Annotated in this window: 23 protein-coding genes; 14 read left to right on the top strand and 9 right to left on the bottom strand. The window is 68.2% G+C overall.

Going from position 1 to position 22,051, the window contains the following annotated elements:
- Positions 1–32 precede the first annotated feature (32 nt).
- The 6 genes from QZ607_RS12185 to QZ607_RS12160 all read right to left on the bottom strand — a co-directional run bounded on the left by QZ607_RS12185 (position 33) and on the right by QZ607_RS12160 (position 4,755).
- Positions 33–608, bottom strand: coding sequence for a YggT family protein (locus QZ607_RS12185; RefSeq protein ID WP_295882924.1), 576 nt, complete (start codon positions 606–608; stop codon positions 33–35).
- Positions 605–1,435 (bottom strand): pyrroline-5-carboxylate reductase, encoded by an 831-nt coding sequence (gene proC, locus QZ607_RS12180; RefSeq protein ID WP_295882996.1) that lies wholly within the window; start codon positions 1,433–1,435, stop codon positions 605–607. Before proC ends, QZ607_RS12185 begins: the two co-directional genes overlap by 4 nt.
- 149 nt (positions 1,436–1,584) lie before the next feature.
- The gene (locus QZ607_RS12175) at positions 1,585–2,304 is read right to left on the bottom strand and encodes a YggS family pyridoxal phosphate-dependent enzyme (RefSeq protein WP_295882922.1); all 720 of its coding nucleotides are present in this window, start codon (positions 2,302–2,304) and stop codon (positions 1,585–1,587) included.
- 122 nt (positions 2,305–2,426) lie between these two features.
- Positions 2,427–3,041 (bottom strand): RdgB/HAM1 family non-canonical purine NTP pyrophosphatase, encoded by a 615-nt coding sequence (gene rdgB, locus QZ607_RS12170; RefSeq protein WP_295882920.1) that lies wholly within the window; start codon positions 3,039–3,041, stop codon positions 2,427–2,429.
- A gap of 65 nt (positions 3,042–3,106) precedes the next feature.
- Entirely contained in the window at positions 3,107–3,820 is a 714-nt protein-coding gene (rph, locus tag QZ607_RS12165) for a ribonuclease PH (RefSeq protein ID WP_295882918.1), read from the bottom strand.
- A 44-nt stretch (positions 3,821–3,864) separates the two neighbouring features.
- Positions 3,865–4,755: a serine/threonine-protein kinase gene (locus QZ607_RS12160; RefSeq protein WP_295882916.1), complete on the bottom strand. Its 891-nt coding sequence runs from the start codon at positions 4,753–4,755 to the stop codon at positions 3,865–3,867.
- Between the two features lie 198 nt (positions 4,756–4,953).
- Here QZ607_RS12160 and QZ607_RS12155 point away from each other — a divergent pair, with 198 nt between their 5' ends.
- From QZ607_RS12155 to QZ607_RS12140, 4 genes are all read left to right on the top strand, one after another.
- Positions 4,954–5,820: a YicC/YloC family endoribonuclease gene (locus QZ607_RS12155; RefSeq protein ID WP_295882914.1), complete on the top strand. Its 867-nt coding sequence runs from the start codon at positions 4,954–4,956 to the stop codon at positions 5,818–5,820.
- Between the two features lie 14 nt (positions 5,821–5,834).
- Positions 5,835–6,509: a guanylate kinase gene (gene gmk, locus QZ607_RS12150; RefSeq protein WP_295882994.1), complete on the top strand. Its 675-nt coding sequence runs from the start codon at positions 5,835–5,837 to the stop codon at positions 6,507–6,509.
- A 411-nt stretch (positions 6,510–6,920) separates the two neighbouring features.
- Positions 6,921–7,202, top strand: a complete 282-nt coding sequence (gene rpoZ, locus QZ607_RS12145) for a DNA-directed RNA polymerase subunit omega (protein ID WP_295882912.1) — start codon at positions 6,921–6,923, stop codon at positions 7,200–7,202.
- A gap of 387 nt (positions 7,203–7,589) precedes the next feature.
- Positions 7,590–9,707: a bifunctional (p)ppGpp synthetase/guanosine-3',5'-bis(diphosphate) 3'-pyrophosphohydrolase gene (locus QZ607_RS12140; RefSeq protein WP_295882993.1), complete on the top strand. Its 2,118-nt coding sequence runs from the start codon at positions 7,590–7,592 to the stop codon at positions 9,705–9,707.
- Here QZ607_RS12140 and QZ607_RS12135 read toward each other — a convergent pair.
- Positions 9,704–10,558: a pentapeptide repeat-containing protein gene (locus tag QZ607_RS12135; RefSeq protein ID WP_295882910.1), complete on the bottom strand. Its 855-nt coding sequence runs from the start codon at positions 10,556–10,558 to the stop codon at positions 9,704–9,706. The genes QZ607_RS12140 and QZ607_RS12135 overlap by 4 nt on opposite strands.
- A gap of 181 nt (positions 10,559–10,739) precedes the next feature.
- On the opposite strand from QZ607_RS12135, the gene QZ607_RS12130 reads away from it, so the two are divergent.
- The 10 genes from QZ607_RS12130 to QZ607_RS12085 all read left to right on the top strand — a co-directional run bounded on the left by QZ607_RS12130 (position 10,740) and on the right by QZ607_RS12085 (position 18,846).
- Positions 10,740–12,017 carry an aminotransferase class I/II-fold pyridoxal phosphate-dependent enzyme gene (locus QZ607_RS12130; RefSeq protein ID WP_295882908.1) on the top strand — a complete coding sequence of 426 codons (1,278 nt, stop codon included), beginning with the start codon at positions 10,740–10,742 and terminating at the stop codon, positions 12,015–12,017.
- A 67-nt stretch (positions 12,018–12,084) separates the two neighbouring features.
- Positions 12,085–12,327, top strand: a complete 243-nt coding sequence (locus tag QZ607_RS12125) for a YgiT-type zinc finger protein (protein WP_295882907.1) — start codon at positions 12,085–12,087, stop codon at positions 12,325–12,327.
- A 1,008-nt stretch (positions 12,328–13,335) separates the two neighbouring features.
- Positions 13,336–14,283 (top strand): hypothetical protein, encoded by a 948-nt coding sequence (locus QZ607_RS12120; RefSeq protein ID WP_295882905.1) that lies wholly within the window; start codon positions 13,336–13,338, stop codon positions 14,281–14,283.
- 102 nt (positions 14,284–14,385) lie between these two features.
- On the top strand, positions 14,386–14,640 hold the full coding sequence (locus QZ607_RS12115; RefSeq protein ID WP_295882903.1) for a type II toxin-antitoxin system HicA family toxin: 255 nt from the start codon (positions 14,386–14,388) through the stop codon (positions 14,638–14,640).
- Positions 14,637–14,855 (top strand): type II toxin-antitoxin system HicB family antitoxin, encoded by a 219-nt coding sequence (locus QZ607_RS12110; protein ID WP_295882902.1) that lies wholly within the window; start codon positions 14,637–14,639, stop codon positions 14,853–14,855. Before QZ607_RS12115 ends, QZ607_RS12110 begins: the two co-directional genes overlap by 4 nt.
- A 359-nt stretch (positions 14,856–15,214) precedes the next feature.
- The gene (locus tag QZ607_RS12105; protein WP_295882901.1) at positions 15,215–15,907 is read left to right on the top strand and encodes a type 1 glutamine amidotransferase; all 693 of its coding nucleotides are present in this window, start codon (positions 15,215–15,217) and stop codon (positions 15,905–15,907) included.
- Between the two features lie 30 nt (positions 15,908–15,937).
- Positions 15,938–16,546, top strand: coding sequence for a DNA-3-methyladenine glycosylase I (locus tag QZ607_RS12100; protein ID WP_295882900.1), 609 nt, complete (start codon positions 15,938–15,940; stop codon positions 16,544–16,546).
- Between the two features lie 94 nt (positions 16,547–16,640).
- On the top strand, positions 16,641–17,564 hold the full coding sequence (locus QZ607_RS12095) for a PDZ domain-containing protein (RefSeq protein WP_295882899.1): 924 nt from the start codon (positions 16,641–16,643) through the stop codon (positions 17,562–17,564).
- Between the two features lie 261 nt (positions 17,565–17,825).
- Positions 17,826–18,245 (top strand): DUF2384 domain-containing protein, encoded by a 420-nt coding sequence (locus QZ607_RS12090; RefSeq protein WP_295882898.1) that lies wholly within the window; start codon positions 17,826–17,828, stop codon positions 18,243–18,245.
- Between the two features lie 97 nt (positions 18,246–18,342).
- Positions 18,343–18,846: a hypothetical protein gene (locus QZ607_RS12085; protein WP_295882897.1), complete on the top strand. Its 504-nt coding sequence runs from the start codon at positions 18,343–18,345 to the stop codon at positions 18,844–18,846.
- Positions 18,847–18,872: 26 nt separating this feature from the next.
- Here the strand turns inward: QZ607_RS12085 and QZ607_RS12080 are convergent, their stop codons facing one another.
- Positions 18,873–19,880: a patatin-like phospholipase family protein gene (locus QZ607_RS12080; protein WP_295882896.1), complete on the bottom strand. Its 1,008-nt coding sequence runs from the start codon at positions 19,878–19,880 to the stop codon at positions 18,873–18,875.
- A gap of 3 nt (positions 19,881–19,883) precedes the next feature.
- On the bottom strand, positions 19,884–21,932 hold the full coding sequence (gene fusA / locus QZ607_RS12075) for an elongation factor G (protein WP_295882894.1): 2,049 nt from the start codon (positions 21,930–21,932) through the stop codon (positions 19,884–19,886).
- Positions 21,933–22,051 lie beyond the last annotated feature (119 nt).

The following is a 22,051-nucleotide window of genomic DNA, read 5'->3' as shown; positions in this document are numbered from 1 at the left end:
CGGCTGGCGCGCTGGCGGCGGCGCGCGCAGGATCAGAACGGACTGCCCGTGAGGGCGCGCAGCGGCGGCAGCAGCAGCATCTGCAGCAGCACCAGGGCGATCATCGCCACCATCGGCGACAGATCGATACCGCTGATGGGGGGCACCAGGCGCTGGGCAGGCTCCAGGATGGGGTCCGTCAGTCGGTTCAGCAGCTCCACCGCCGGATTGAAGGGATCCGGATTCAGCCAGCTCAGAATGACGCGGATGAGGATGGCGAACAGGAAGATGCTGATGACGAGCCCCACCAGCGCCGGGATTGCCCAGGCCAGGGCCAGCAGCAGGTTACGGTCGAGTCCGAACAGCAGGGCCAGCAGGGCGAGCTCCACCGCCTTCAGCAGCCAGGCCAGCACCAGCGAGGCGATGTCGAGCCCGCGGAAACCCGGGATGACCTTGCGCAGGGGGCGCAGCACGGGCGAGGTCAGGGTGACGACGAATTGCGACACGGGATTGTAGAAATCCGCCCGCGCCCATTGCAGCAGGAAGCGGATCATCACCAGGGCGATGTACAGCCCGAACAGGGTTTTGACCAGGAAGATCAGCGGGTTGGTGAAGTAGGCTTCGGTCATGCATCGGCTCCCAGCAGTTGCGACAGCTCCTCGGCCCGGGCGCGGGCGGCGGCGACGGCCCGGGCCATGAGCGGCTCCAGGCCGCCGTCGGCGAGCACGCCCAGCGCGCGCTCGGTGGTGCCGCCGGGTGAGGTGACGCGCCGGCGCAGGTCCGCCGGCGACTCTTCGCTCGCCACCGCCATGCGCGCGGCGCCGAGCGCCGTCTGGATGGCCAGCAGCCGGGCGGTTTCCGCGTCCAGGCCTTCTGCCACGGCGGCCTGCTCCAGCGCCTCCATCACCAGAAAGAAGTAGGCCGGGCCGCTGCCGGAGACGGCGGTGACGGCGTCCAGGTCCGTCTCCGCGTCCACCCAGCGCGTGAGGCCGCCGGCGCGCAGGATCTCCTCCGCCAGATTGCGCTGTGCCGGCGAGGTCGCGGCATTCGCATGCAGCCCGATGGCGCCCGACTGCACCAGCACCGGTGTATTCGGCATGCTGCGCACCAGCGCCGTCTCGCCGCCGAGCCAGGCGCAGATGGCGGCCTCGGTGACGCCTGCCATCACCGAGATCACCAGCGGCGCGGGCCGCGGCAGGTGCGGTGCCAGCGCCCGGCAGACGCCGGGCGCCACCTGCGGCTTCACCGCCAGGACCACCACGTCGGCAGCGGCGACGGCGGCGGCGTTGTCATCGTTGGTGTGCACGCCGTAGGACTCGGCGAGCTTGCTGCGCATCTCGGCGAGCGGGTCGCTCACGGTGAGGGCGCCCGGCTCGTGGCCGTCGGCGATGAGCCCGGCGACCAGGCTGCGCGCCATGTTGCCGCCGCCGATGAAGGCAATGCGGGTCTGACTCAGTGACATGCTGTGGTGGGCCTCCGGCGTGGTGGCTCGGGGTTGGGTTTGGAAATCTTCCGATGCAGTGGGCGCGGCGGCCGGCTGCGCTCTGCGCCCTGGCTGCGGCCGGTGCGCGTCGCGCAAATCGCGCCGCGGTGCCTGCCGCCGTCTCAGCGCTCGCCCGCCGGCGGCCGGGGGCCGAAGACGGCGGTGCCCACGCGCACCATTGTAGCGCCCTCGGCGACGGCGGCTTCCAGGTCCGCCGTCATGCCCATGGACAGGGTCGTGAGCGGCAGCGCCGGCGTCGCCAGGCGATCCCGCAGGGCGCGCAGCGCCGCGAAGGGGCGGCGCTGCTCGGCGAGGTCGTCGGCGGGTGCCGGCAGGGTCATCAGCCCCGCCACGGAGATGCCGGCGATGTCACGGCACTGATCCAGGAGCTCGCTCACCTGCTCCGGCAGCAGTCCGGCCTTGCTCGCCTCGCCGCTCAGGTTCACCTGCACGCACACGGGCAGGGGGCCGGCGGTTGCCGGGCGCTGGGCGCCGAGCCGGCGTGCATGCTTGAGCTCGCAGAGCCCGTGCACCCAGTCGAAATGGGCCGCGATGTCCCGGGTCTTGTTGGTCTGCACCCGGCCGATAAAGTGCCAGCCGAGCGGCAGCGCCGACAGTGCGGCCTGCTTGTCCAGGGCCTCTTGGACATAGCTTTCGCCGAACAGCGTCTGACCGGCGGCGTGGGCCGCTTGGATGCGCTCGGCGCCGTGGCGCTTGCTGACAGCGAGCAGTGCCACACTGCCGGGCGGGCGTCCATAGCGGGCCTCGGCGTCGGCAATGCGCTCGCGCACCCGGGCGAGGTTGTCGGCGATGGTGCGACTGAGGTCGGTCTGCGGGGGCATGGCGGCTTGGGTTGGCGGGTCTGTGTCGGTGGCGGGGGTCTTGGCTGGGAGCATGCCGGCGTTGATGACGGCCTGATGGCGACGGGCAGGCCGCCGCGGCGGCACACCGGCGCAAGCCCGCGCTAACCTGCCGCGGCCGTCAGCTGCGCCACCAGCGCCCGCAGCGCCTGGCCGCGGTGGCTGAGACGGTCTTTGGTGGCCGCGTCCAGCTCGGCGGCGGCGCAGCCCTGTGTGGGCACGAAGAACAGCGGGTCGTAGCCGAAGCCATTGTGTCCGCGCGGCTCGCGCAGGATACGCCCCTCCCAGGTGCCGAGGCAGATGATGGGCGTGGGATCCTGTGCATGGCGCAGATAGACCATGACGCAGCGATAGCGCGCGGTGCGGGCGGCGTCCGGCACCTCCGCCAGCGCCGCCAGCAGCTTGTCGTTGTTGGCCTGCTCGTCGGCGCCGGCGCCGGCGAAGCGGGCGGAGTAGATGCCCGGGGCGCCGTCGAGGGCATCCACCTCGATGCCGGAGTCGTCGGCGATGGCCGGCAGGCCGCTGCCGGCGGCGGCGTGACGCGCCTTGAGGATGGCATTCTCGACGAAGGTGAGGCCGGTCTCCTCGGCCTCGCCGATGCCGAAATCGCGCTGCGGCAGCACCTGCATGCCGGCGTCGGCGAGCAGGCGGCCGATCTCGCGCAGCTTGCCCGGGTTGTTGCTGGCGAGCACGATCCGGTCGGGTTGGGCGGTGGTCATGTGCGGCTCCGGTTGCGACGCGGGGGCGGCGGGCTGGCGGGCGAGGGGTGCAGGGCGAGGGTCGATCAGGCCAGCGCGGCCCGCTGCGCGGCCACCAGCCGGGTGATGCCGGCGCCGGCCAGGTCCAGCATGGCATTCAGCTCCGCGCGCGAGAAGGCGGCGCCCTCCGCGGTGCCCTGCACCTCGACCAGGCCGCCGGCGGCGTCCATGACGACGTTCATGTCCGTCTCGGCGGCGCTGTCTTCGGCATAGTCCAGGTCCAGCACCGGGGTGCCCGCATAGATGCCGACGGAGACGGCGGCCACCTGCCCGTGCAGGGGCCAGGTGGACAGCTGACCCGCGTCGCGCAGGGTCGTCAGCGCGTCATGCAGTGCCACCCAGGCACCGGTGATGGCTGCGGTGCGGGTGCCGCCGTCGGCCTGGAGCACGTCGCAGTCCAGGGTGATGGTGCGCTCGCCGAGGGCCGTCAGGTCCATCGACGCCCGCAGCGCGCGGCCCACCAGGCGCTGGATTTCCAGCGTGCGCCCGCTTTGCTTGCCGCGGGCCGCCTCGCGGGCGGTGCGCTCATGGGTGGAGCCCGGCAGCATGCCGTACTCGGCCGTCACCCAGCCCTGCCCCGCACCGCGCAGGAAGGGCGGCACGCGCTCCTCCACGCTTGCGGTGCAGAGCACCCGGGTGGCGCCGAATTCGGTGAGTACGGAGCCGGCGGCGTGCCGGCTCCAGCCGCGGGTGAGCTGCACCGCCCGCATCTCGTCGGGCGCGCGCTGGGATGGGCGCATGGCTTGGGTCCTCCGGGGCTCGGTTGCTGGCGGTGGCGGTGCGCTCAGGTGACCTGGGCGACGGCGGCGTTGTGGCGCATGGTCTGCAACATCTCGCCGGCGTCGCGCGGGCGCTCCTCCGGCACCAGCGACATGCTGCGGTCGATGAGCTCCAGCAGCCAGTGCGGATAGGTGTTGGCATACTGCTCCAACGCCGGCACCAGGGTGTCGTCCGCGAGCCTGTCGGGCGCCGGCGGCGGTGTCTTGCCGTCGATACAGCAGCGCAGCGAGGCGCCGACGGCGTAGACGTCCGTCCAGGGGCCGATCTTGCCGCCGTGGCGGTACTGCTCCGGCGGCGAATAGCCCGCGGTGATGACATGGCTCGCGGTGCTGCCGCCGATGGTCAGCACCTGCGCGGCGCCGAGGTCCAGCAGCAGCGGGTCGTGGCCGTTGCGCAGGTGGATGTTGCCGGGCTTCACGTCGAGATGCAGCATCGCCCTGGCGTGCATGGTGTTGAGCGCGTCCAGCAGCGGGACGAAGATGCGGCTCATCAGCGTGGTGCTGAGGCCGCCGCCGCGCTCGTGCACGAACTGGCCCAGGTTCCTGCCGCGCTCGTGCTGCATCACGATGTAGCCCGTGTCGTTGCGCATGATGAGGTTCAGCACCGCCACGATGTGCGGATGTGCCAGCGAGGCCATGACCTTGGCCTCCTGGAAGAAGAGCCGGCGGCTGCGGTACAGGGCCTCGCGCTGCTTGTTGTCCACGGGCAGCAGGCGGCCGTCGGCATGGCGGCGCGCGAGCCGCTTGGGCATGAACTCCTTGATGACAACCTCGTCGCCGGTCTCCTCGTTTTCGGCGAGGTAGATGAGGCTGAAGCCGCCCTTGCCGATGGTGTCGACCACGCGGTAGCAGTCGAGGACGGTGCCGGGCTCCAGACTGTCGCGGGCACGTGCCATGCGGGGCCTCGTGGTGGGCTGATTCGGGCGCTGTGGCGGGCCTGGCCTGGCCGCCGCACCGCGGTCGTGATCTGCGCCGCCGGATTGCGGTGGACACGACCGGGCAGGCGCCGGCGCATCCCCGGTATGATAGCGGCTTGAGTCCCGCACCGCGCCCCCACGGGGTGTGCCACACAGCCGACACCTGAGGTGCGCCCTATGACCCGCAGCATGACCGCCTTCGCCCGCGAGCACAGCAGCACGGACCTGGGGGAGCTGACCTGGGAGCTGCGCTCCGTCAACCATCGCTTCCTGGAGCCCCATGTCCGGCTGCCGGAGGACCTGCGCGCGCTGGAGACGCCGGTGCGCGAGCGCCTGAGTGCGCGCCTGGCCCGCGGCAAGGTGGACTGCACCCTGCGCTTCGTCCCGAGCCAGGACAGCGCCGGCGGCCTCAAGGTCAACCGTCGGCTGCTGGAGCAGGTGCTGAACGCCGCGGACGAGATTGCCACGCGCATCGGCGAGCCCGCCACACCGCATGTGCTCGACCTGCTGCGCTGGCCCGGGCTGCTGGAAGAGCCGGAGCAGGACCCGGACGCCGTCGCCGCCGCGGCCCTGGCGCTGCTGGATCAGGCGCTGGACGGCCTGGTGGCCCATCGCGAGCGCGAGGGCGAGCGACTCAGAGCCCTGCTGCTGGAGCGCTGCGACAAGCTCCTGGCCCTGGTGGCCGACGTGCGCGAGCGCATGCCGCAGGTGCTGGAGGGCGTGCGCACGCGCATCCGCGAGCGGTTGACGGAAGTGCTCGACGAGCTCGATCCGGCGCGGCTGGAGCAGGAGATGGCCCTGCTCGCCCAGCGCCTCGATGTGGACGAAGAGATGGACCGCCTGTCGGTGCATGTGGAGGAGGTCCGCAAGACCCTCGCGGGCGACGCGCCGGTCGGCCGGCGCCTGGACTTCCTGATGCAGGAGCTCAACCGCGAGGCCAACACCCTGAGCTCCAAATCCGCCGACGCCGAGACCACCCATGCCGCTGTGGAGATGAAGGTGCTCATCGAGCAGATGCGCGAGCAGGTGCAGAATCTGGAGTGACCGACATGCCGCCGATGGAAACCGCCAAGCCCCAGCCGGACGCCCGCCGGCGCGACGCCGCCCAAGGCGCCGACCGCGGACTGCTGTTTGTTGTCTCCGCGCCGTCCGGTGCCGGCAAGACCAGCCTGGTGAAGGCGCTGCTGGAGGTGGAGCCGTCGTTGCAGCTGTCCGTGTCCTACACCACCCGGGCCCCGCGCCAGGGCGAGGAGGACGGCGTGCACTACCACTTCGTCGATGCCCCGACCTTCGAGCGCATGGCGGAGGCCGGCGAGTTCGTGGAGTTCGCCCGGGTCTTCGGCAACGCCTACGGCACGGCGGCGAAGACGCTGCGCGAGGGTCTGGATGCCGGCGCCGATCTGCTGCTGGAGATCGACTGGCAGGGTGCGCGCCAGGTGCGTGCGCGCTTTCCGGAGGCCATCGGCATCTTCGTCGCACCGCCGTCGCTGGCGGCGCTGGAGTCGCGCCTGCGGGGTCGCGGCAAGGACAGCGAGGACGTTATTGCCGCGCGCATGTCTCAGGCCCGCGATGAGCTGAGTCACCATGCGGAGTACGACTACCTGGTGGTCAATGACGACTTCGCCGAGGCCCTGGGCCACCTGCGCGCCATCGTCACCGCCGAGCGCCTGCGCGAGCCGCGCCAGGCCGAGCGCCATGCCGCGGCGCTGAAGGCGATGCTCGGCGCGGACTGAGCCGCTGCGACAGGCGCTGCGGTCCGCATGGCCGTCCGCCGGCAGGCGCGGGCCGGCGGACCGCTTTTCTGGTATGTTTTAAACAGTTCCGTCGGGGCTTGACTCACCCCTGCAGCGCTGCGGAAGTCGCCGGGTCGCCTCCCTCTGGGTCGTCCACCGGCTGCGCCGACGTCAGTCGGCACCCCCGGGGCAGGCGGCCTTGAGTCCGCCGGTGGCACATGATCGCCCGCCCCGAGCCGCCCGCAGCCTTGGACTGGGGTGAGAGCACAAAGGTGCGGCCGCGCCTGCCTGCCTCCCGAGTGCGGCGGTTACGGCCCTAGCAGGGCGGCCGTCGCAAGACAATGTTCAACTTTACAGACGCAGCGCACCGGTGCCCATGCCGCCGGCGCGCCCGCCATCAGGAGACCCGTCATGGCCCGCATCACCGTCGAGGACTGTCTCGATCACGTCGATAACCGCTTCGACCTCGTGCTGCTGGCGTCCAAGCGCGCCCGCCAGCTCGCCAACGGCGTCGAGCCCATGCTGCCCTGGGAGAACGACAAGCCCACGGTCATGGCGCTGCGCGAAGTCGCCGAAGGCGTCGTCAAGCCTGAGACCCTGGCCGAGGCCGACCGCGCCGCCGCCGATGCGGCCGAGGCGCTGGAGAAGGCGCTGGCGGAAGAGCTCGGCATGCGCGACGGCGACGAAGAGTAGCCGCCGCACCGCAATCGTCGTGACGCACGAGCACCGGGGCCAAGCTCCCACGCGCGCGGCGCCTGCCTGCGGCGCTCGCCTGCGCACCGGCCTCGGGCCGGTGGATTGGGCCTGCGTCCGTCACGGCGCTCGCAGCCGCCAGATCCGAGCGCAGGCCGCCGCGCGGAGGGGTCTGTGAGCACGCCGGCGGCACGGATCAGCACCAGCCCAGCCGCAGACGCGGCCGCGGCAAGCGCGACGGATGCCGGGCCTGCCGCGGCCGTCGAGCAGAGGCGGGACGGCGACGCGTCCGTCCGCCCGGCGCCGAAGCCAGAGCCGGCAGCGCCGGCGGGCGCCGGCCAACGGCGCAACGCCGCCCCGGGCGCAACCGCGGGCAAACCGCGCTACCTGATCAGCGACCTCTGCGCGGACCTCGACGGCTATCTGCCGCCGGAGCATGTCTCGGAGGTGTACCGCGCCTACCTCTACGGTGCGGAGGCCCATGCGGGCCAGCAGCGCCAGTCCGGCGAGCCCTACATCTACCACCCCATCGCCGTGGCGCGGATCCTGGCCGAGCTGCGCATGGACCACAAATGCCTGGTGGCGGCCATCCTGCACGACGTGCTGGAGGACACCGGCAAGCCCAAGTCGGAGCTCGCGGCGCAGTTCGACGGCGAGGTGGCGGAGCTGGTGGACGGCGTGAGCAAGCTCACGCAGATCGACTTCCCGTCCCGCGCCGAGGCCCAGGCCGCGAACTTCCGCAAGATGCTGCTGGCCATGACCCGGGACATCCGGGTCATCCTGATCAAGCTCGCGGATCGGCTCCACAACATGCGCACCCTGGGCGTCATGGCGCCGGAGAAGCGCCGGCGCATCTCCCGCGAGACCATCGAGATCTACGCCCCCATCGCCAACCGCCTCGGCATCAACAGCCTGCGGCTGGAGCTGGAGGACCTGGGCTTCCGGCACCTGTGGCCCTGGCGCTATCAGGTGCTGGAGGCCGCCGTGAGCCGGGCCCGGCAGCACCAGCGCGAGCTGGTGGCCAACGTCGAGACGGCGGTGCGCGGGCGCCTGGAGCAGGAGGGCATCGACGGCGAGGTGAGCGGGCGCGAGAAGCACCTCTTCAGCATCTACCGCAAGATGCGCGAGAAGGGCAAATCCTTCAAAGAGCTGGTGGATGTGTTCGCGTTCCGGGTGGTGGTGGACCGCGTGGACACCTGCTACCGGGTGCTCGGGCAGGTGCACAGCCTCTACAAGCCGGTGCCGGGCAAGTTCAAGGACTACATCGCAATCCCGAAGTCGAACGGCTATCAGTCCCTGCACACGGTCCTGGTGGGGCCCCAGGGCACGCCCATCGAGGTGCAGATCCGCACCGCCGACATGCATCGCATCGCCGACGCCGGCATTGCCGCCCACTGGCTCTACAAGAATGCCGCCGAGGGCAGCGGCGCCAAGACCCTGGCGGACGACTGGCTGCAGAACCTGCTGGAGATGCAGCGGGACTCGGGCGACTCGCAGGAGTTCCTTGAGCACGTCAAGATCGATCTGTTTCCGGACGAAGTCTATGTCTTCACGCCGCGGGGCAGCATCCTGGTGCTGCCCAAGGGCGCGACTGTCGTGGACTTCGCCTACGCCATCCACTCCGACGTGGGCAACACCTGCGTCGCGGCACGCATCGACCGCCGGCTCTCGCCCCTGCGCACGGTGTTGCGCAGCGGCCAGACGGTGGAGATCATCAACGCCCCGGGTGCCAAGCCCAACGCCGCCTGGCTCAACTTCGTCGTCACCGGTAAGGCGCGCGCCAATGTGCGCAGCTATCTCAAGAACCTTCAGGCGCAGGAGGCAGAGGCCCTCGGCCGGCGCATGCTGAATGCCGAGCTGGCGCGCTTCGGGCTCAGCCTGGAGGCCGTCGGCGAGTCGGTCATCGCCGTCTACGCCCGGGAGGTGCATCTCGACTCGCCGGAGGCCTTATTCACCGAGATCGGCCTGGGCAACCGGCTGCCGCTGCTGGTGGCACGCCGGCTCGCCGGCGCCGACAAGGCCGGCGGTGAGGCGGCGCAGGTACCGGAAGAGGGCAGCCCGCGGCGGCTCGCCATCCGCGGCACCGAGGGCATGGTGGTGAACCTCGCACGCTGTTGCCGGCCCATCCCCGGGGATGCCATCACCGGGCTCTTCAGCCCCGGCAAGGGCATCGTCGTGCACCGCTGCGAATGCCGCAACCTGGGGGAGTTCCAGTCCAAGCGCGACAAGTGGCTGGACGTGGAGTGGGCGGACGAACCGAAGGCGGAGTTCCAGACCGAGATCCGCGTGGAGGTCGGCAACCGTCGCGGGGCGCTCGCCACCATCGCCGCAGCCATCGCCGAGCAGGGCTCCAACATCGAATACGTGAACTCCCGGGAGAAGGACGGCATGACCTCCACCCTGGACTTCACCATCAATGTCCACAGCCGCGCGCATCTGGCGACGATCATGCGCCGGCTGCGGCAGATCCCGCTGGTGATGCGTATCACGCGGCTGGCGCGCTAGCGCAGGTTCTTCTTGTAGCTCGGGATCGTCGCATTCAGCGCCTTGGAGAAGTTGGCGAACTCCATGGTGACGCTCGCGAGCTCCACACCGCGGAAGTCGGCACCCGCCACATTGGCCCCGCGCAGGATGGCACCGCCGAGCACGGCGCCGGAGAAATCCACCCCTGTCAGATTGGCGTTGCGGAAGTTCGCATCCTGGGCCGCGGCATTGGTGAAGCGGGCATTGCGCAGGTCCGCCCCCTCGAAGTTGGCCAGGTTGACCACCGTGAAGCCGCCGGGGTCGGCGCTGGTGAGGTCAGCGTCGTGCATCCTCACGCGCACCAGGCTCGCATCGTTCAGATGCGAATCCCGCAGGTCCGCCCCGCATAGGTTGGCCTCGCGCAGGTTGGCCCGGATAAAGAGCCCCTTGGTCGCCGAGACGTGGCATAGGTTACTGCCGGAGAAGTCCGTGCCGCGCATGTCCGCCGCTTTGAGCTTGGCCTGTTGCAGATCAGCGCCGCGGATCTCGGCGTTGCGCAGGTCCGCGCCCTCCAGGTTGGCGCTGTGCAGGTTGGCACCCGAGAGCACCGCCGCGTCCGCCGGACGGTCCGACCCCGCCCGCACCCGTGACAGATCGGCGCCGTTCAGGTCCGCATCGTTGAGATGCGCGCTGCGCAGCACCGCGCCCCTCAGCTGCGCGCCAGCCAGGTTGGCGCCCACGAGATCGCTGAACTCCAGGTTGGCGCCGGTGAGATCGGCGTCCGCCAGGTCGGCGCCGTTCAGGCGCATGTCACGCAGATCCGCGCCGACGAGACCGTCCGCGTCGATGCTGGCGAGTACTTCTCCGGTGTCTTTGTGCTTGATGTCGATCATCGTCCGGGTCCTCGTTGTGTCCTCCTCGCCCCTGAATCTAGCACAGCGCCCTGTGCCTGCGATCCCGCCGGCGCGACGGCCGCCATGCGCTATCCTAAGCAGCCGCTGCGCCGGGGCGAGCTGCGGACGCTCCCCGACGGCGTGCAGCAGGCCGACAAGAGCATCAACCGAGGAGTGCAGCATGAAGATCGAGACCAAGGCCATCCACGCGGGCTTCCAGCCGGACCCCACCACCAAGGCGGTGGCGACGCCCATCTACCAGACCACCAGCTACGCCTTCGACGACACCCAGCACGGCGCGGACCTGTTCGACCTGAAGGTCCAGGGCAACATCTACACCCGCATCATGAACCCCACCAGCGACGTGCTGGAGCAGCGCGTGGCGGCCATGGAGGGCGGCGTCGGCGCGCTGGCGCTGGCCTCGGGCATGTCCGCGGTGACCTACTCGATCTTCACCATCGCCCAGGCCGGCGACAACATCGTCGCCACCACCACCCTCTACGGCGGCACCTACAACCTCTTCGCCCATACCCTGCCGCGGCTCGGCATCGAGGTGCGCATGGTGCCGCCCAACGACATCGACGCCATGGCCGCGCAGATCGACAGCAGGACCAAGGCGGTCTTCTGCGAGTCCATCGGCAACCCGGCCGGCAACGTGGCGGACCTCAAGGCCGTCTCCGACATGGCCCACAGCCACGGCGTGCCCGTCATCGTCGACAACACCGTGCCGAGCCCCTACCTGTGCCGGCCCTTCGAGCACGGCTGCGACATCGTCGTGCACGCGCTCACCAAGTACATGGGCGGCCACGGCACCACCATCGGCGGCGTGCTGGTGGACTCCGGCAAATTCCCCTGGGCGGAGCACGCGGAGCGCTTCGCCATGCTGAACGAGCCGGACGTCTCCTACCACGGCGTGGTCTACACCGAGGCGCTGGGGCCCGCCGCGTACATCGGCCGCGCCCGCGTGGTGCCGCTCAGGAACATGGGCAGCGCCATTTCGCCCTTTAACAGCTTCCTGGTGCTCCAGGGCATCGAGACCCTGCCCGTGCGCATGGACCGCCACTGCGAGAATGCACTCGCTGTTGCCGAGTACCTCAAGGCCCACGACAAGGTGGAATGGGTGCGCTACGCAGGCCTGCCGGACAGCCCGCACTATCCGCTGGTGCAGCAATACATGGATGGCGCCAAGGCCAGCTCCATCCTGTCCTTCGGCATCAAAGGGGGCCGGGCAGCCGGCGCCCAATTCATCGATGCCCTTCAGCTCGCCGTGCGGCTGGTGAACATCGGCGATGCCAAGACGCTCGCCTGCCACCCGGCCACCACCACCCACCGCCAGCTGAGCCCGGACGAGCTCGCCAGCGCCGGCGTGTCGGAGGATCTGGTGCGGCTCTCCATCGGCATCGAGCATGTCGACGACATCATTGCGGATCTGGATCAGGCGCTGGCGGCGGCGGGTTAGAGGCCATGCTCTATGAGCCGGATTCAACGCAGCGGCTTGATGGTCGTACCAGGCGTACCCGAGTGCCTTGGAGCAGCGCATGCATGAGACAATGCTCGAAACGACAGTGACTTACAGCATCGACTACCAAGGGAAGCGCTGCACTGTCGAGCATGTTCCGGCGCGCGTTTGCCAGGAAACCGGCGAGGCGCGCTTCGCGCCCGAGACAGTGGAGCGCATCCAGGCGCAGATCCAAGGCGGCAGCCCACCGGACCGGGTGCTCGAAATGCCCGTCTTTGACTTCGCCCGGAGCCCCGCGCAGCTGCAATAGGATCCGGCCGCTCGCCACAGGATGCACGTGCAGGCGGCAGCCTGCTGGCGTCCATCCCGCGAGGTCGCGCAGCCCTGCATCGAGCCGCCTGCCGCCGCCGCGGCAAGCGAAGACCCGTTCGAGCAGGGCCTGACTGACGGGACCACCACGACGTGCTGTCCGTTGCCGTGGAGCAGGCTCAGCCACTGGGCCTGATCCCTGCGCAGACCGGCCCAGGGAATCTCGATGTCCACGTGCTGCCGCGGCGCCGGCGGGAGGTGGCGCGACGGCGCGTCTGGGCCGGCGGTGCGTGCGAGACGGACCAGGCTCAGGGGACTCCAGCGAGACCCGCCGGACGAAATCGGCAGCCGGTGTAACGGAGGCCGCAGACGGCCGTGCCCGATCACCCGCACGACGCATGTGTCCGCGACCGGCGGAAACGGGCAGCCTCGCGCCGGTTGACGGTGCGTGGGCGACGGTGTGAACTTGTGACCGCGGGCTTGGGTACCCTCAGAGCCCGGCCCGGCTCCGCCTGGGACTGCGGCTCTCGGCGCCCTTGGAGGGGTTGCTGATATTGGGCTGGGCTGTCGACTGCCTAGCACCGAATGCGCAGTCGCCAGCCTAGTGAACTGTTAGGATTGTGGAGAGACGCTCGTGGATAATTTAGACCCAAGGATCACCTCGGGTATCATAGGCGCTGGCGCTGCTATTCTCGGGTCTGTGATCTCACACGTTTTGGTATTCCATTATCAACAAAAGCCAAAAAAGGAAGGAGCTACTTCGAGCCTCGTATCAATTCGCGTTAATCTTCTTAGAAAGACTAAAGCTGGAAGGAGGAGCATCCATTGAAAGGAATGACTACTATGATCTGGTCTCTCATATATCGATCTTGCCAAAACCGCAGCGCAAACAGATTATTCAATTCTACGGAGCCGTGTCTCACCCTGATTACAATGCCGAAAAGCTAAACAGAGACATCTCAAGGCTTCAAGAAGAGCTTGCCCTAAGGCTTTCATGAGGAGAATGCCTATGAATGACTTTGAACAGTTGTCCAACATTAAGAACAGTCAGAAAATATCAGTCAACAAACCCAAAGGTGAACTTCAGCACATATTATCCGAGCTAGAAAGCGAGCACAAACTGCGACATGTCTTTGGCCAAATCCAGCTTAATTTCGATCCTCTTGCGTTTAGATCGGAGGCGATAAATTTTCCGGGCCTCATCGAAAGCCTTTCGGAGAAGTATCAATTGGAGTTCAAAGCTCCGGCAATTATCGAAATGGCAAAGAGGCAAACCGGCCAAGTCGACAAGCAGCTGTATCACCAAGCGTTTGAAAGCCGTGAGGGATTAGATTTCAGGCATGGCCTTGTCAGCTACGAGCAAAAAGGCGATAACCAACAAATAGTATTACGCCGAGTGAATGTGCATGGTCAAAATATCACGGTGGCCTTGGACGGGACAACGGATGAAGCCGAAGTCGTAGCGCAAAAAATCGCAGCCGACATGTTGGAAAACCAAGGCTTGCATTCGTCTTGGTCGAACTTTCGGAAGAGAATAGGCGGGATAGGTTATCTAAGTACGTCTATGTTGGACTTGGGCTTCAACCCTATGCGGCTTCTTTCAGACGAGATGAATAGCTTTATATCGGAAGATATCGAGAACGACCTTGGGTTTAAAATGGCAGACAAGCCGCTTGATGGCCCCACGAGGTGCCAAGAAGACTTTATTTATAAATGTGTCTTGGATGAACTGAAATTCAAAGTGTCCGTATTCGATAAGAATTCCGGATCGCAAGACTACTTCGAATTCAGATTTGACACCAGTGACCGGCGTAGCCGTGGATCTGGGGTTGTTGCTGTAACTTCGCAGCTAAAGTTCGAAGATCACATGCACGCGCTCCACTCATTAATACGACGGTTCGTCAAGCCCCTAACAAGCGGGCAAGCTGCGACGCAAGACTGCGCACCGGCCTCGTAGCAGAACACCAAGGCAGTGCTAGCGCAGTCTTGCGCGCGCTGCCCTAAACGTTCGGCTCCAAACAAGCAAGAGGCGTTGCGAAGCTCGGTTCGTCTTTGACTCATGAAAAAGCGCAAGCTACTCCTGAAACTGCTCTCCGGCTCCAGGAATGTCCGGTTTTCGGAAGCAGTAGCGATAGCTGAGGCTTTCGGATTCCGATTGGACCGAGTGAACGGAAGCCATCATATTTTCGTTCATCCGAAGATTCCGGAATTGTTGAATCTGCAGGATTTGAAGGGGAAGGCGAAGCCCTATCAAGTCAAGCAACTACTCCAATTGGCCGAGATTCACAACCTTCAACTGGAAGACGAATCATGAGAGATTATCACGTCAACATCTTCTATAGCGAAGAAGATGAAGGCTACATTGCTGACATTCCAGATTTGAGAGCGTGTTCTGCATTCGGCGAAACGCCGAACGAGGCTTTGGCGGAAGTTCTGAAGGCCAAGGAGAGTTGGTTGGCATCCGCAGAGGCGAACGGTAAGCCAATTCCGGTACCAGAGTACCGCCCGGTCATCTATCGCGTTGGATGAACGAGCCGAACAAGCGCACCAGCAGCGACGCCTTGGAGCAGCCTTCGCTCTCGCTCAGGCTGCTCCAAGGCGCGCGCTGTGCGTAACGTTGTAGCGCCGAGCAAAGAGCGGCGTCTCTTGCCGGGTGAAAGTCCCGGTCGGGTAAGGGCTAGCCACCCACCCGTATCGAGTGTTGGTCCGGTTGCGGAGCTTTGTGCCCTGCGAACAGAAAGCCGGGCAAGCGTACACAGAGAATCCTGTCGGCCGTAGGGGTGGTCGCGCACCCTTGAAGTGCGCCTCGTCCGGATCAGGGCAGCTTCGAGCCCCCCTGTGTCAGGCGGGGCCGATTCCAGTTAACCGCAAACAGCAGTGAGCGAGTCATGCAGATCCACGTTCTTCAGCATGTCCCCTTCGAAGGCCCGGCGGGCATCGCGGACTGGGCGCAGCGCCGCGGGCATGCGCTTGCGGTGAGCCAGCTGTATGCGGGGGATGCGCTGCCGGCGCCGGGCGAGTTCGACCGGCTGGTGGTCATGGGCGGGCCCATGAGTGTCGGCGATGCGCACGCATATCCGTGGCTTGCGGATGAGCTTCGGTTCATCGCGGACGCCATTGCCTCCGGCAAGTCCGTGGTGGGCGTCTGCCTGGGCGCGCAGCTGATCGCGGCGGCGCTGGGGGCGCGTGTGTATCGCCACGCGCACAAGGAGATCGGCTGGGTTCCGGTGCGGCTGGCGGCGCGGGGCCGGGCGCTGGATCTCTGCGACGGTCTGCCCGCGGAGCAGACGGTGTTCCACTGGCACGGCGACACCTTCGATCTGCCGGCGGGTGCGGTGCATCTGGCGCAGAGCGAGGCCTGCGCCAACCAGGCGTTCCTGGTGGGCGGCCGGGTGCTGGGGCTGCAGTTCCACCTTGAGTCCACGCCGGCGAGCGTGGCGGCCCTCTGCGAGCACTGTGCCGACGAGATCGTCCCGGGCCGCTGGGTGCAGAGCGCCGCCGAGATGCGTGCCGCCGAACCGGAGCTCTACGCCGGCATCGGCCGCACGCTGGAACTGTTGCTGGACCGCCTGCCTGCTTGAGCCGCCGGCTGCTGATCGTAAGACGCGTCCATGGCCTCGCCGGACCCGACCACCCGCTGCCCCTGGTGCGGCACCGACCCGCTCTATGTCGCCTACCACGACGAGGAATGGGGCGTGCCGCTGCGCGACGAACGCCGGCTGTTCGAGCTGTTGATCCTGGAGGGCGCCCAGGCGGGCCTCAGCTGGCTCACCATCCTGCGCAAGCGGGAGGGTTACCGCCGCGTCTTCGAGGGCTTCGACCCCGAGCGCATGGCGGCCTATGGTGCCGCGGACATGGATCGCCTGCTGGCGGACCCCGGCATCGTGCGCAACCGCGCCAAAGTCGCGGCGGCGGTGGACAACGCCCGGGCGCTGCTGGCGCTCTGGGACAGCGGGGGAACGCTCGCCGACACCCTCTGGCGCCACGTGGACGGCGAGCCCAGGCGCAACGCCTTCGCGACCATGGACCAGGTGCCGGCGGCGACGCCGGAGTCCGAGGCCATGAGCCGCGCCCTGAAGCGCCTGGGCTTCCGCTTCGTCGGTCCGACCGTCTGCTACGCGCTGATGCAGTCCGCCGGGCTGGTGGACGATCACCTCACCAGCTGCTTTCGGCACGGCGCCGCGGCGGCGCAGGCGACTGACCACACGCCCTCGGGTTGAGCACGTCAACGGGGTTGCGGAACATGCCGCAACCCGGGCAGCCTAATCCGCATCCGGATCGAGACGTCCGCCACGGCGCCAGCCGCCAGATACCATGCAGCAACGCACGCAACTGATTCTCACTGCCACAGCCACCTTCTTCGCCGGCCTGCTCACCGGCGCCACCGTCCTCTCCGATGTGCTGCGCGACGCGCCCGAGCCGGTGCCTGCGCCGCAGGCCGAGCCGGAGTCGCCGGCGCCGCCGCCGCTGGATGCCGCCGCGGTGACCACGCCGGAGCCCGAGGTCGAGCCCGAGCCGGCACCAGAGCCCGTTGCCGAGCCCGAGCCGCCGGCGGTGTCACCGGAGGTGACCGATGCGCTGGCCGCCCGGGTCCAAGAGCTCACCGACGGCTGGGGCCGCATGCAGGCGGAGCTCGCCGAGCTGCGCCAGCGCGTGGCCCTCATCGAGCGCCAGGAGCCGGAGCCGGCCGCGGACGACGCCGGCGACACCCAGCGCCGGCGCCCGGCGACACCAGCCGAGCAGCGCGACGCCCTGCTGCGCGCCGGTGTGACGCCGGAGGTGGCGGACGATCTCATCTGGCGGCGCTCGCAGGTGTCACTGGCGCGGCTCGAGCTGCGCGACGAGGCCGCCCGCGACGGCTGGCTCAACAGCTCGCGCTACCGCGAAGAGCTGCGCCGTATCAACGAGGAGCGGGTCTCCATCGAGGACGAGATCGGGCTCGATGCTTACGACCGCTATCTCTACGAGACCGGGCAGCCGAACCGGGTCGCTGTGGACTCGGTGATTCCGGGCTCCGCGGGTGAGGAAGGTGGCCTGCTGCCGGGGGACGTCATCGAGCGCTATGGCGATTCGCCGGTGCTGGACTTCCGGGACCTGCGGGAAGCTACCAGCGCCGGTGAGCGCGGTGAGCTGGTGCCGGTTGCGGTGCGCCGGGGCGAGGAGATCCTGGACGTGTGGCTGCCGCGCGGCCCCATCGGCATCGGCCTGGATGCCACGCGGGTGCCGCCGGGGGGCTGATGCTGGAGGAGACAAGTGCCCGCCGCGCGGCGGGCCGCAGGCCATTTCCGGGTTGTATACTGGGTTTTCGCCTGCACCTCCCGTGGTAAGCATGAAACCACAGCCATGGCCCCGAGGCAGGACCACCGGCGACGGCGAGGACGACGCCCGCCGGTGCGCAAACCAGGGATGCCATCAAGCCAAGCCGATGCCGGCCACTCCCGCTGCCGCCCGTTCGGTGTGCCGCCCCAGATATCTCCCCGCAACCCTAGGTCAAGACCCATGTCAGAGCTCACTGCCGAAGAACGCCACACCATGACGCGCAAGGTCATGAGCATGCTGGAAAGCTGGAACCTGAGCGCCCAGGACATGATCCGGCTGCTGCAGCTGCCCGACAGCGTCAAGGCGCGCAACATGGCCCGCTTCCGCGATGACGAGCCCTTTCCCGTGGACGCGACCGTGGACCGCCGCGTCGCCTACCTGCTGCGCATCGAGGAGGCGCTGCACACCTACTTCCCGCGCAACCCGGAGATGCGCGACATGTGGGTCAAGCGCGGCAACAAGCAGTTCGGCAAGCGCTCCCCAATCGCCGTGATGGTCGAAGACGGCGAGAGCGGTCTCATCTCCGTGCTCTCCCACCTGGACTGCACCTTCGCCTGGGACCTCACCGGCTCCAAGAGCGAGTACAGCACCGCGAGCTGAGTGCCGCGTCTGCGACACCGCGCACAGGAGCCGGCCGGGGCTGGGGCTTGGGCGCTGCGGTATGATCCGCGCCCAAGCACTCCACGGAGACAGCCCCATGATCCATGGCAGACGCCGCCGGCCCACCGCCGTCCTCAAGCCCACCGCGATGCGCGGGCAAAGGCCTGCGCTCATCAGAACCGCAGTGCTCGCCTGCGGCCTTGGCGCCGCGCTGCTCGCCGCCTGTGCGACGCCGCCCGAGGACGCGCAGAGCGAGGTCCTGAACGCCGACCCGGGCCGTTCCGCCTTCACGCCCGTCCCCCTGCCGGCTGCCGGAACGACCGGTGCCGACCCGCTGGCGCTGGCCCGGAACCTGTATGGCATTCCCGGACCCGTGGAGGGCAACTACTCCGAGAGCGTCGAGCTGCTGTCTGAGACCGCCGACCAGCAGGTGGTCCTGTTCACCCAGGTGGGGCTGCCGGACGATTCCGTTCGCGGGCAGCGCCATCGACTGGAATTCTTGCCACAGGGTGCCGACTGGGCGCTCACCTGGGCCGGCCGTCAGGTGCAATGCTGGCCCGGGCGCGGGCACGAGGACTGGGCAACGGCGCCCTGCCGCTGACTGTGCCGCTGACTGGAGCGCCCGCGCTACAGCGAGCGACCTTCGGCAGCGCCCACCAGTCTGCGCAGGGCCCCGAGGGACTCTTCCATGGCCGTCTCCCCGATGCGGATCAGCTCTTCCGCCCGATCGAACTCACCGTGAAAGATGTGTCCCACCCGCGGCGTGACCGTGAGGGCGGCGGGGGCGGCGGCGTTCTGTTGCAGGGAGAGCTGGCGCAGCGCCAGCGCACTGGAGGCCAGGGCGACGGCGAGCAGGCTCGGCTCGTCGGCCCAGGCACGCAGCCGGCGCAGCAGCGGCCAGCCGCGCATGAAGGCGGGAACGGCGGACCACAGGCGGGCGCGGATGCCGCGCCGCTGCGCTTCCGGCAGCAGTTGGTCGCGCAGGCCGACGGTGGTGGCGACGCTCTCGAAGTCCGCGGTGACATCCACACCGACCACCAGATCGGCGCCGAGGGTGCGGGCGGCGGCGACGGGTACGTTGGCCACCAGGCCGCCGTCCACCAGCAGGCAGGCGCCCGATGGCGTCTGAAGCCGCACCGGCGCAAACACCGCGGGCAGTGAGATGGACGCCCGCACCGCGGTGACGAGGTCGCCCGTGCTGGCGGTCCAGGCCGTGCCCGTGCCGAGGTCCGTGGCCACGGCGGCGAAGGGGATGGGCAGGTCTTCGATGCGCTGGTGACCGAAATGGCGACGCAGCTCGCGCTCAATGGCGCGGCCCTCCAGCACACCGCTGCCGCCGAGCCGGAAGTCCGTGAGCCGCAGTACCCGGCGCCAGTTGATCTGGCGCGCCAGTGCTTCCAGCAGGTCCAGCTTGCCGGCGGCATAGGCGGCACCCACCACCGCCCCCATGGAGGTGCCGGTGACGACGGCCGGGGCCAGGCCCGCGCGCTCCAGGACGCGCAGCGCGCCGATGTGGGCAAGCCCCAGTGCGGCGCCGCCGCCGAGGGCCAAGCCGAGGTTCGCGTGGCTGGTTTCGAGCATCGAGGCGCCCGCCGCCATGCCGGCCTGCGCCATCGACGCCTCGCCCCTCGTCACTCGTTACTCGTCAGTGGATCTCTGGAACGCATCCGCCAGCTGCTTCTGGATATTGCCCGGCACCGCCTCGTAGTGGCTGAGCTCGATGGTGTAGCTGCCCTCGCCGCCGGTGATGGACTTGAGCCGGGATTCATAGCCCTCCAGCTCCGCCAGCGGCACCTCGCCTTCGATGACGATGCGTCCTCGACTCTTGGACTCGCTGCCCTGGATGCGTCCGCGGCGGCTGGAGAGGTCGCCGGCGAGATCGCCCATGTGGGAGTCGGACGCGGTGATGCGGATCTTGACGATGGGCTCCAGGATGGCGGGCTTGGCCTTGTCCACCGCCTCCAGAAAGGCCTTCTTGCCGGCGGTGGCAAAGGCGATGTCCTTGGAGTCCACCGGGTGGGACTTGCCGTCGTAGACCGCCACGCGCACGTCCTGGATGGGATAGCCGGCGATGGCACCTTCTTCCAGCACCTGGCGCACGCCCTTCTCGATGGAGGGGATGAACTGGTTCGGGATGCAGCCGCCGACGGTCTCGTCCACGAACTCGAAGCCCGCCCCCTGGTCCCGCGGCTCGATGCGCAGGTACACCTCGCCGAACTGGCCCGCGCCGCCGGTCTGCTTCTTGTGGCGGTGATGGCCCTCCGCCTTGGCGGTGATGGTCTCGCGATACGGGATGCTCGGCGGCTTGGTCTCGATGTCCACGTGGAACTGGTCCGAGAGCCGGCGCATCAGCACCTTCAGGTGCAGCTCGCCCAGGCCGCGCATGACGGTTTCGTTGGCGGCGGCGTTGTGCTCCACGTGGAAGCAGGGGTCTTCGGATTCGAGCTTGTGCAGGGCGTCGGTGAGCTTCTGCTCGTCGCCGCGCTTGGCGACGTTGACGGCGAGGCCGAACAGCGGCACCGGGCACTCCACGCTGGTGAGGTGGTAGTGGTCCTCGTCGTGGGAGTCGTGCAGCACCGCGTCGAAGTGGATGTCGTCCACGCGCGTGACGGCGAGAATGTCGCCGGGCACGCCTTCGCCCACCTCGATGAGCTCGGCGCCGTGCACCCGGTACAGGTGGGTCACTTTGAAGGGCTTGCGCGCATCGCCGATGAAGAGCTGGGCGTTGGTGGTGATGCGCCCCTGATGGATGCGGAAGATCCCGATCTTGCCCCGAAACGGGTCATTGATGACCTTGAAGACATGCGCCACGGCGTGCTGGTCCGGCTCCGGCACGACGCGCACCGGCTGCATGTTGGCGCCTTCGCCCTTCATGAAGGGCGGCGGGTTGCCCTCCGCGGGATTCGGCATCAGCCGCACCAGGACCTCGAGCAGCTCCGGGATGCCGGCGCCGGTCTCGGCCGAGCAGAAGCAGATGGGCACCAGATGGGCCTCGCGCAGGGCCTCCTCGAAGGCGTCGTGCAGCTGCTCCGGCTGCAGGGCCTGCCCCTGCTCCAGGTAGCGCTCCATCAGCGCCTCGTCCACCTCCACCACCTGGTCGATGATCTGGCTGTGGGCCTCTTCGACGCTGGAGAAGTCGGCGCCGTCGCCGGACGGGTTGAAGAAGCAGTCGATGACCCGCTTGCCCCCGTCCGCCGGCAGGTTGATGGGCAGGCACTCGGCGCCGAAGGCCTCGCGGATCTGTGCCGTCAGCTCGCCCAGGTCCACGCCGTCCGCATCGATGCGGTTGACGATGAACAGGCGGCAGTGGTTGCGCTGGTCCGCCGCCTTCCACATGCGCTGGGTCAGGGGCTCGATGCCGTTCTCTGCGTTCACCACGATGGCGGTGGTTTCCACCGCGCTCAGCACCGACAGGGCGCGTCCGAGAAAGTCCGGATAGCCCGGGGCGTCCAGCAGGTTGATGTGCTTGCCGTGGGTGGTGAAGCCGGTGATGCCGACATCCAGGGAGTGCTTCAGCTCCTTCTCCATGTCGTCCCAGTCGCAGACTGCGGTGCCCTTGTCCACGCTGCCCGGCTCATTGATGGCCCCGGCGGCGGCGAGAATGGCCTCCACCAGCGTGGTCTTGCCGGCGCCGGCCTGACCGACGAGGGCGACGTTGCGGACGTCCTCCGCGTTGTATTCGGACATGGATTGACCCTTGATCGTTGAGCGGTTTTCAGGGAAGCCGGCGGGCGTTGTCCAGCACAGGCATTCAGGTGTGTCGAGTATATCGTAACGGTCTCGTCACGCGGGTCGGGCGGCTCCGG

It is taken from the genome of uncultured Thiohalocapsa sp. (assembly GCF_913063425.1).
GTDB lineage: Bacteria > Pseudomonadota > Gammaproteobacteria > Chromatiales > Chromatiaceae > Thiohalocapsa.
This window is presented reverse-complemented; position numbering and strand designations above follow the sequence as displayed.

Coding starts and splice junctions, on each gene's coding strand:
- rpoZ (WP_295882912.1), top strand. CDS start 6,921: ATGGCCCGCATCACCGTCGAGGACTGTCTCGATCACGTCGATAACCGC.
- rph (WP_295882918.1), bottom strand. CDS start 3,820: ATGCGCCCATCCCAGCGCGCGCCCGACGAGATGCGGGCGGTGCAGCTC.
- QZ607_RS12095 (WP_295882899.1), top strand. CDS start 16,641: ATGCAGCAACGCACGCAACTGATTCTCACTGCCACAGCCACCTTCTTC.
- QZ607_RS12115 (WP_295882903.1), top strand. CDS start 14,386: ATGAAAAAGCGCAAGCTACTCCTGAAACTGCTCTCCGGCTCCAGGAAT.
- gmk (WP_295882994.1), top strand. CDS start 5,835: ATGGAAACCGCCAAGCCCCAGCCGGACGCCCGCCGGCGCGACGCCGCC.
- QZ607_RS12175 (WP_295882922.1), bottom strand. CDS start 2,304: ATGCCCCCGCAGACCGACCTCAGTCGCACCATCGCCGACAACCTCGCC.
- QZ607_RS12105 (WP_295882901.1), top strand. CDS start 15,215: ATGCAGATCCACGTTCTTCAGCATGTCCCCTTCGAAGGCCCGGCGGGC.
- QZ607_RS12090 (WP_295882898.1), top strand. CDS start 17,826: ATGTCAGAGCTCACTGCCGAAGAACGCCACACCATGACGCGCAAGGTC.
- QZ607_RS12110 (WP_295882902.1), top strand. CDS start 14,637: ATGAGAGATTATCACGTCAACATCTTCTATAGCGAAGAAGATGAAGGC.
- QZ607_RS12135 (WP_295882910.1), bottom strand. CDS start 10,558: ATGATCGACATCAAGCACAAAGACACCGGAGAAGTACTCGCCAGCATC.
- QZ607_RS12085 (WP_295882897.1), top strand. CDS start 18,343: ATGATCCATGGCAGACGCCGCCGGCCCACCGCCGTCCTCAAGCCCACC.
- QZ607_RS12130 (WP_295882908.1), top strand. CDS start 10,740: ATGAAGATCGAGACCAAGGCCATCCACGCGGGCTTCCAGCCGGACCCC.
- rdgB (WP_295882920.1), bottom strand. CDS start 3,041: ATGACCACCGCCCAACCCGACCGGATCGTGCTCGCCAGCAACAACCCG.
- QZ607_RS12185 (WP_295882924.1), bottom strand. CDS start 608: ATGACCGAAGCCTACTTCACCAACCCGCTGATCTTCCTGGTCAAAACC.
- fusA (WP_295882894.1), bottom strand. CDS start 21,932: ATGTCCGAATACAACGCGGAGGACGTCCGCAACGTCGCCCTCGTCGGT.
- QZ607_RS12160 (WP_295882916.1), bottom strand. CDS start 4,755: ATGGCACGTGCCCGCGACAGTCTGGAGCCCGGCACCGTCCTCGACTGC.
- QZ607_RS12100 (WP_295882900.1), top strand. CDS start 15,938: ATGGCCTCGCCGGACCCGACCACCCGCTGCCCCTGGTGCGGCACCGAC.
- QZ607_RS12155 (WP_295882914.1), top strand. CDS start 4,954: ATGACCCGCAGCATGACCGCCTTCGCCCGCGAGCACAGCAGCACGGAC.
- QZ607_RS12120 (WP_295882905.1), top strand. CDS start 13,336: ATGAATGACTTTGAACAGTTGTCCAACATTAAGAACAGTCAGAAAATA.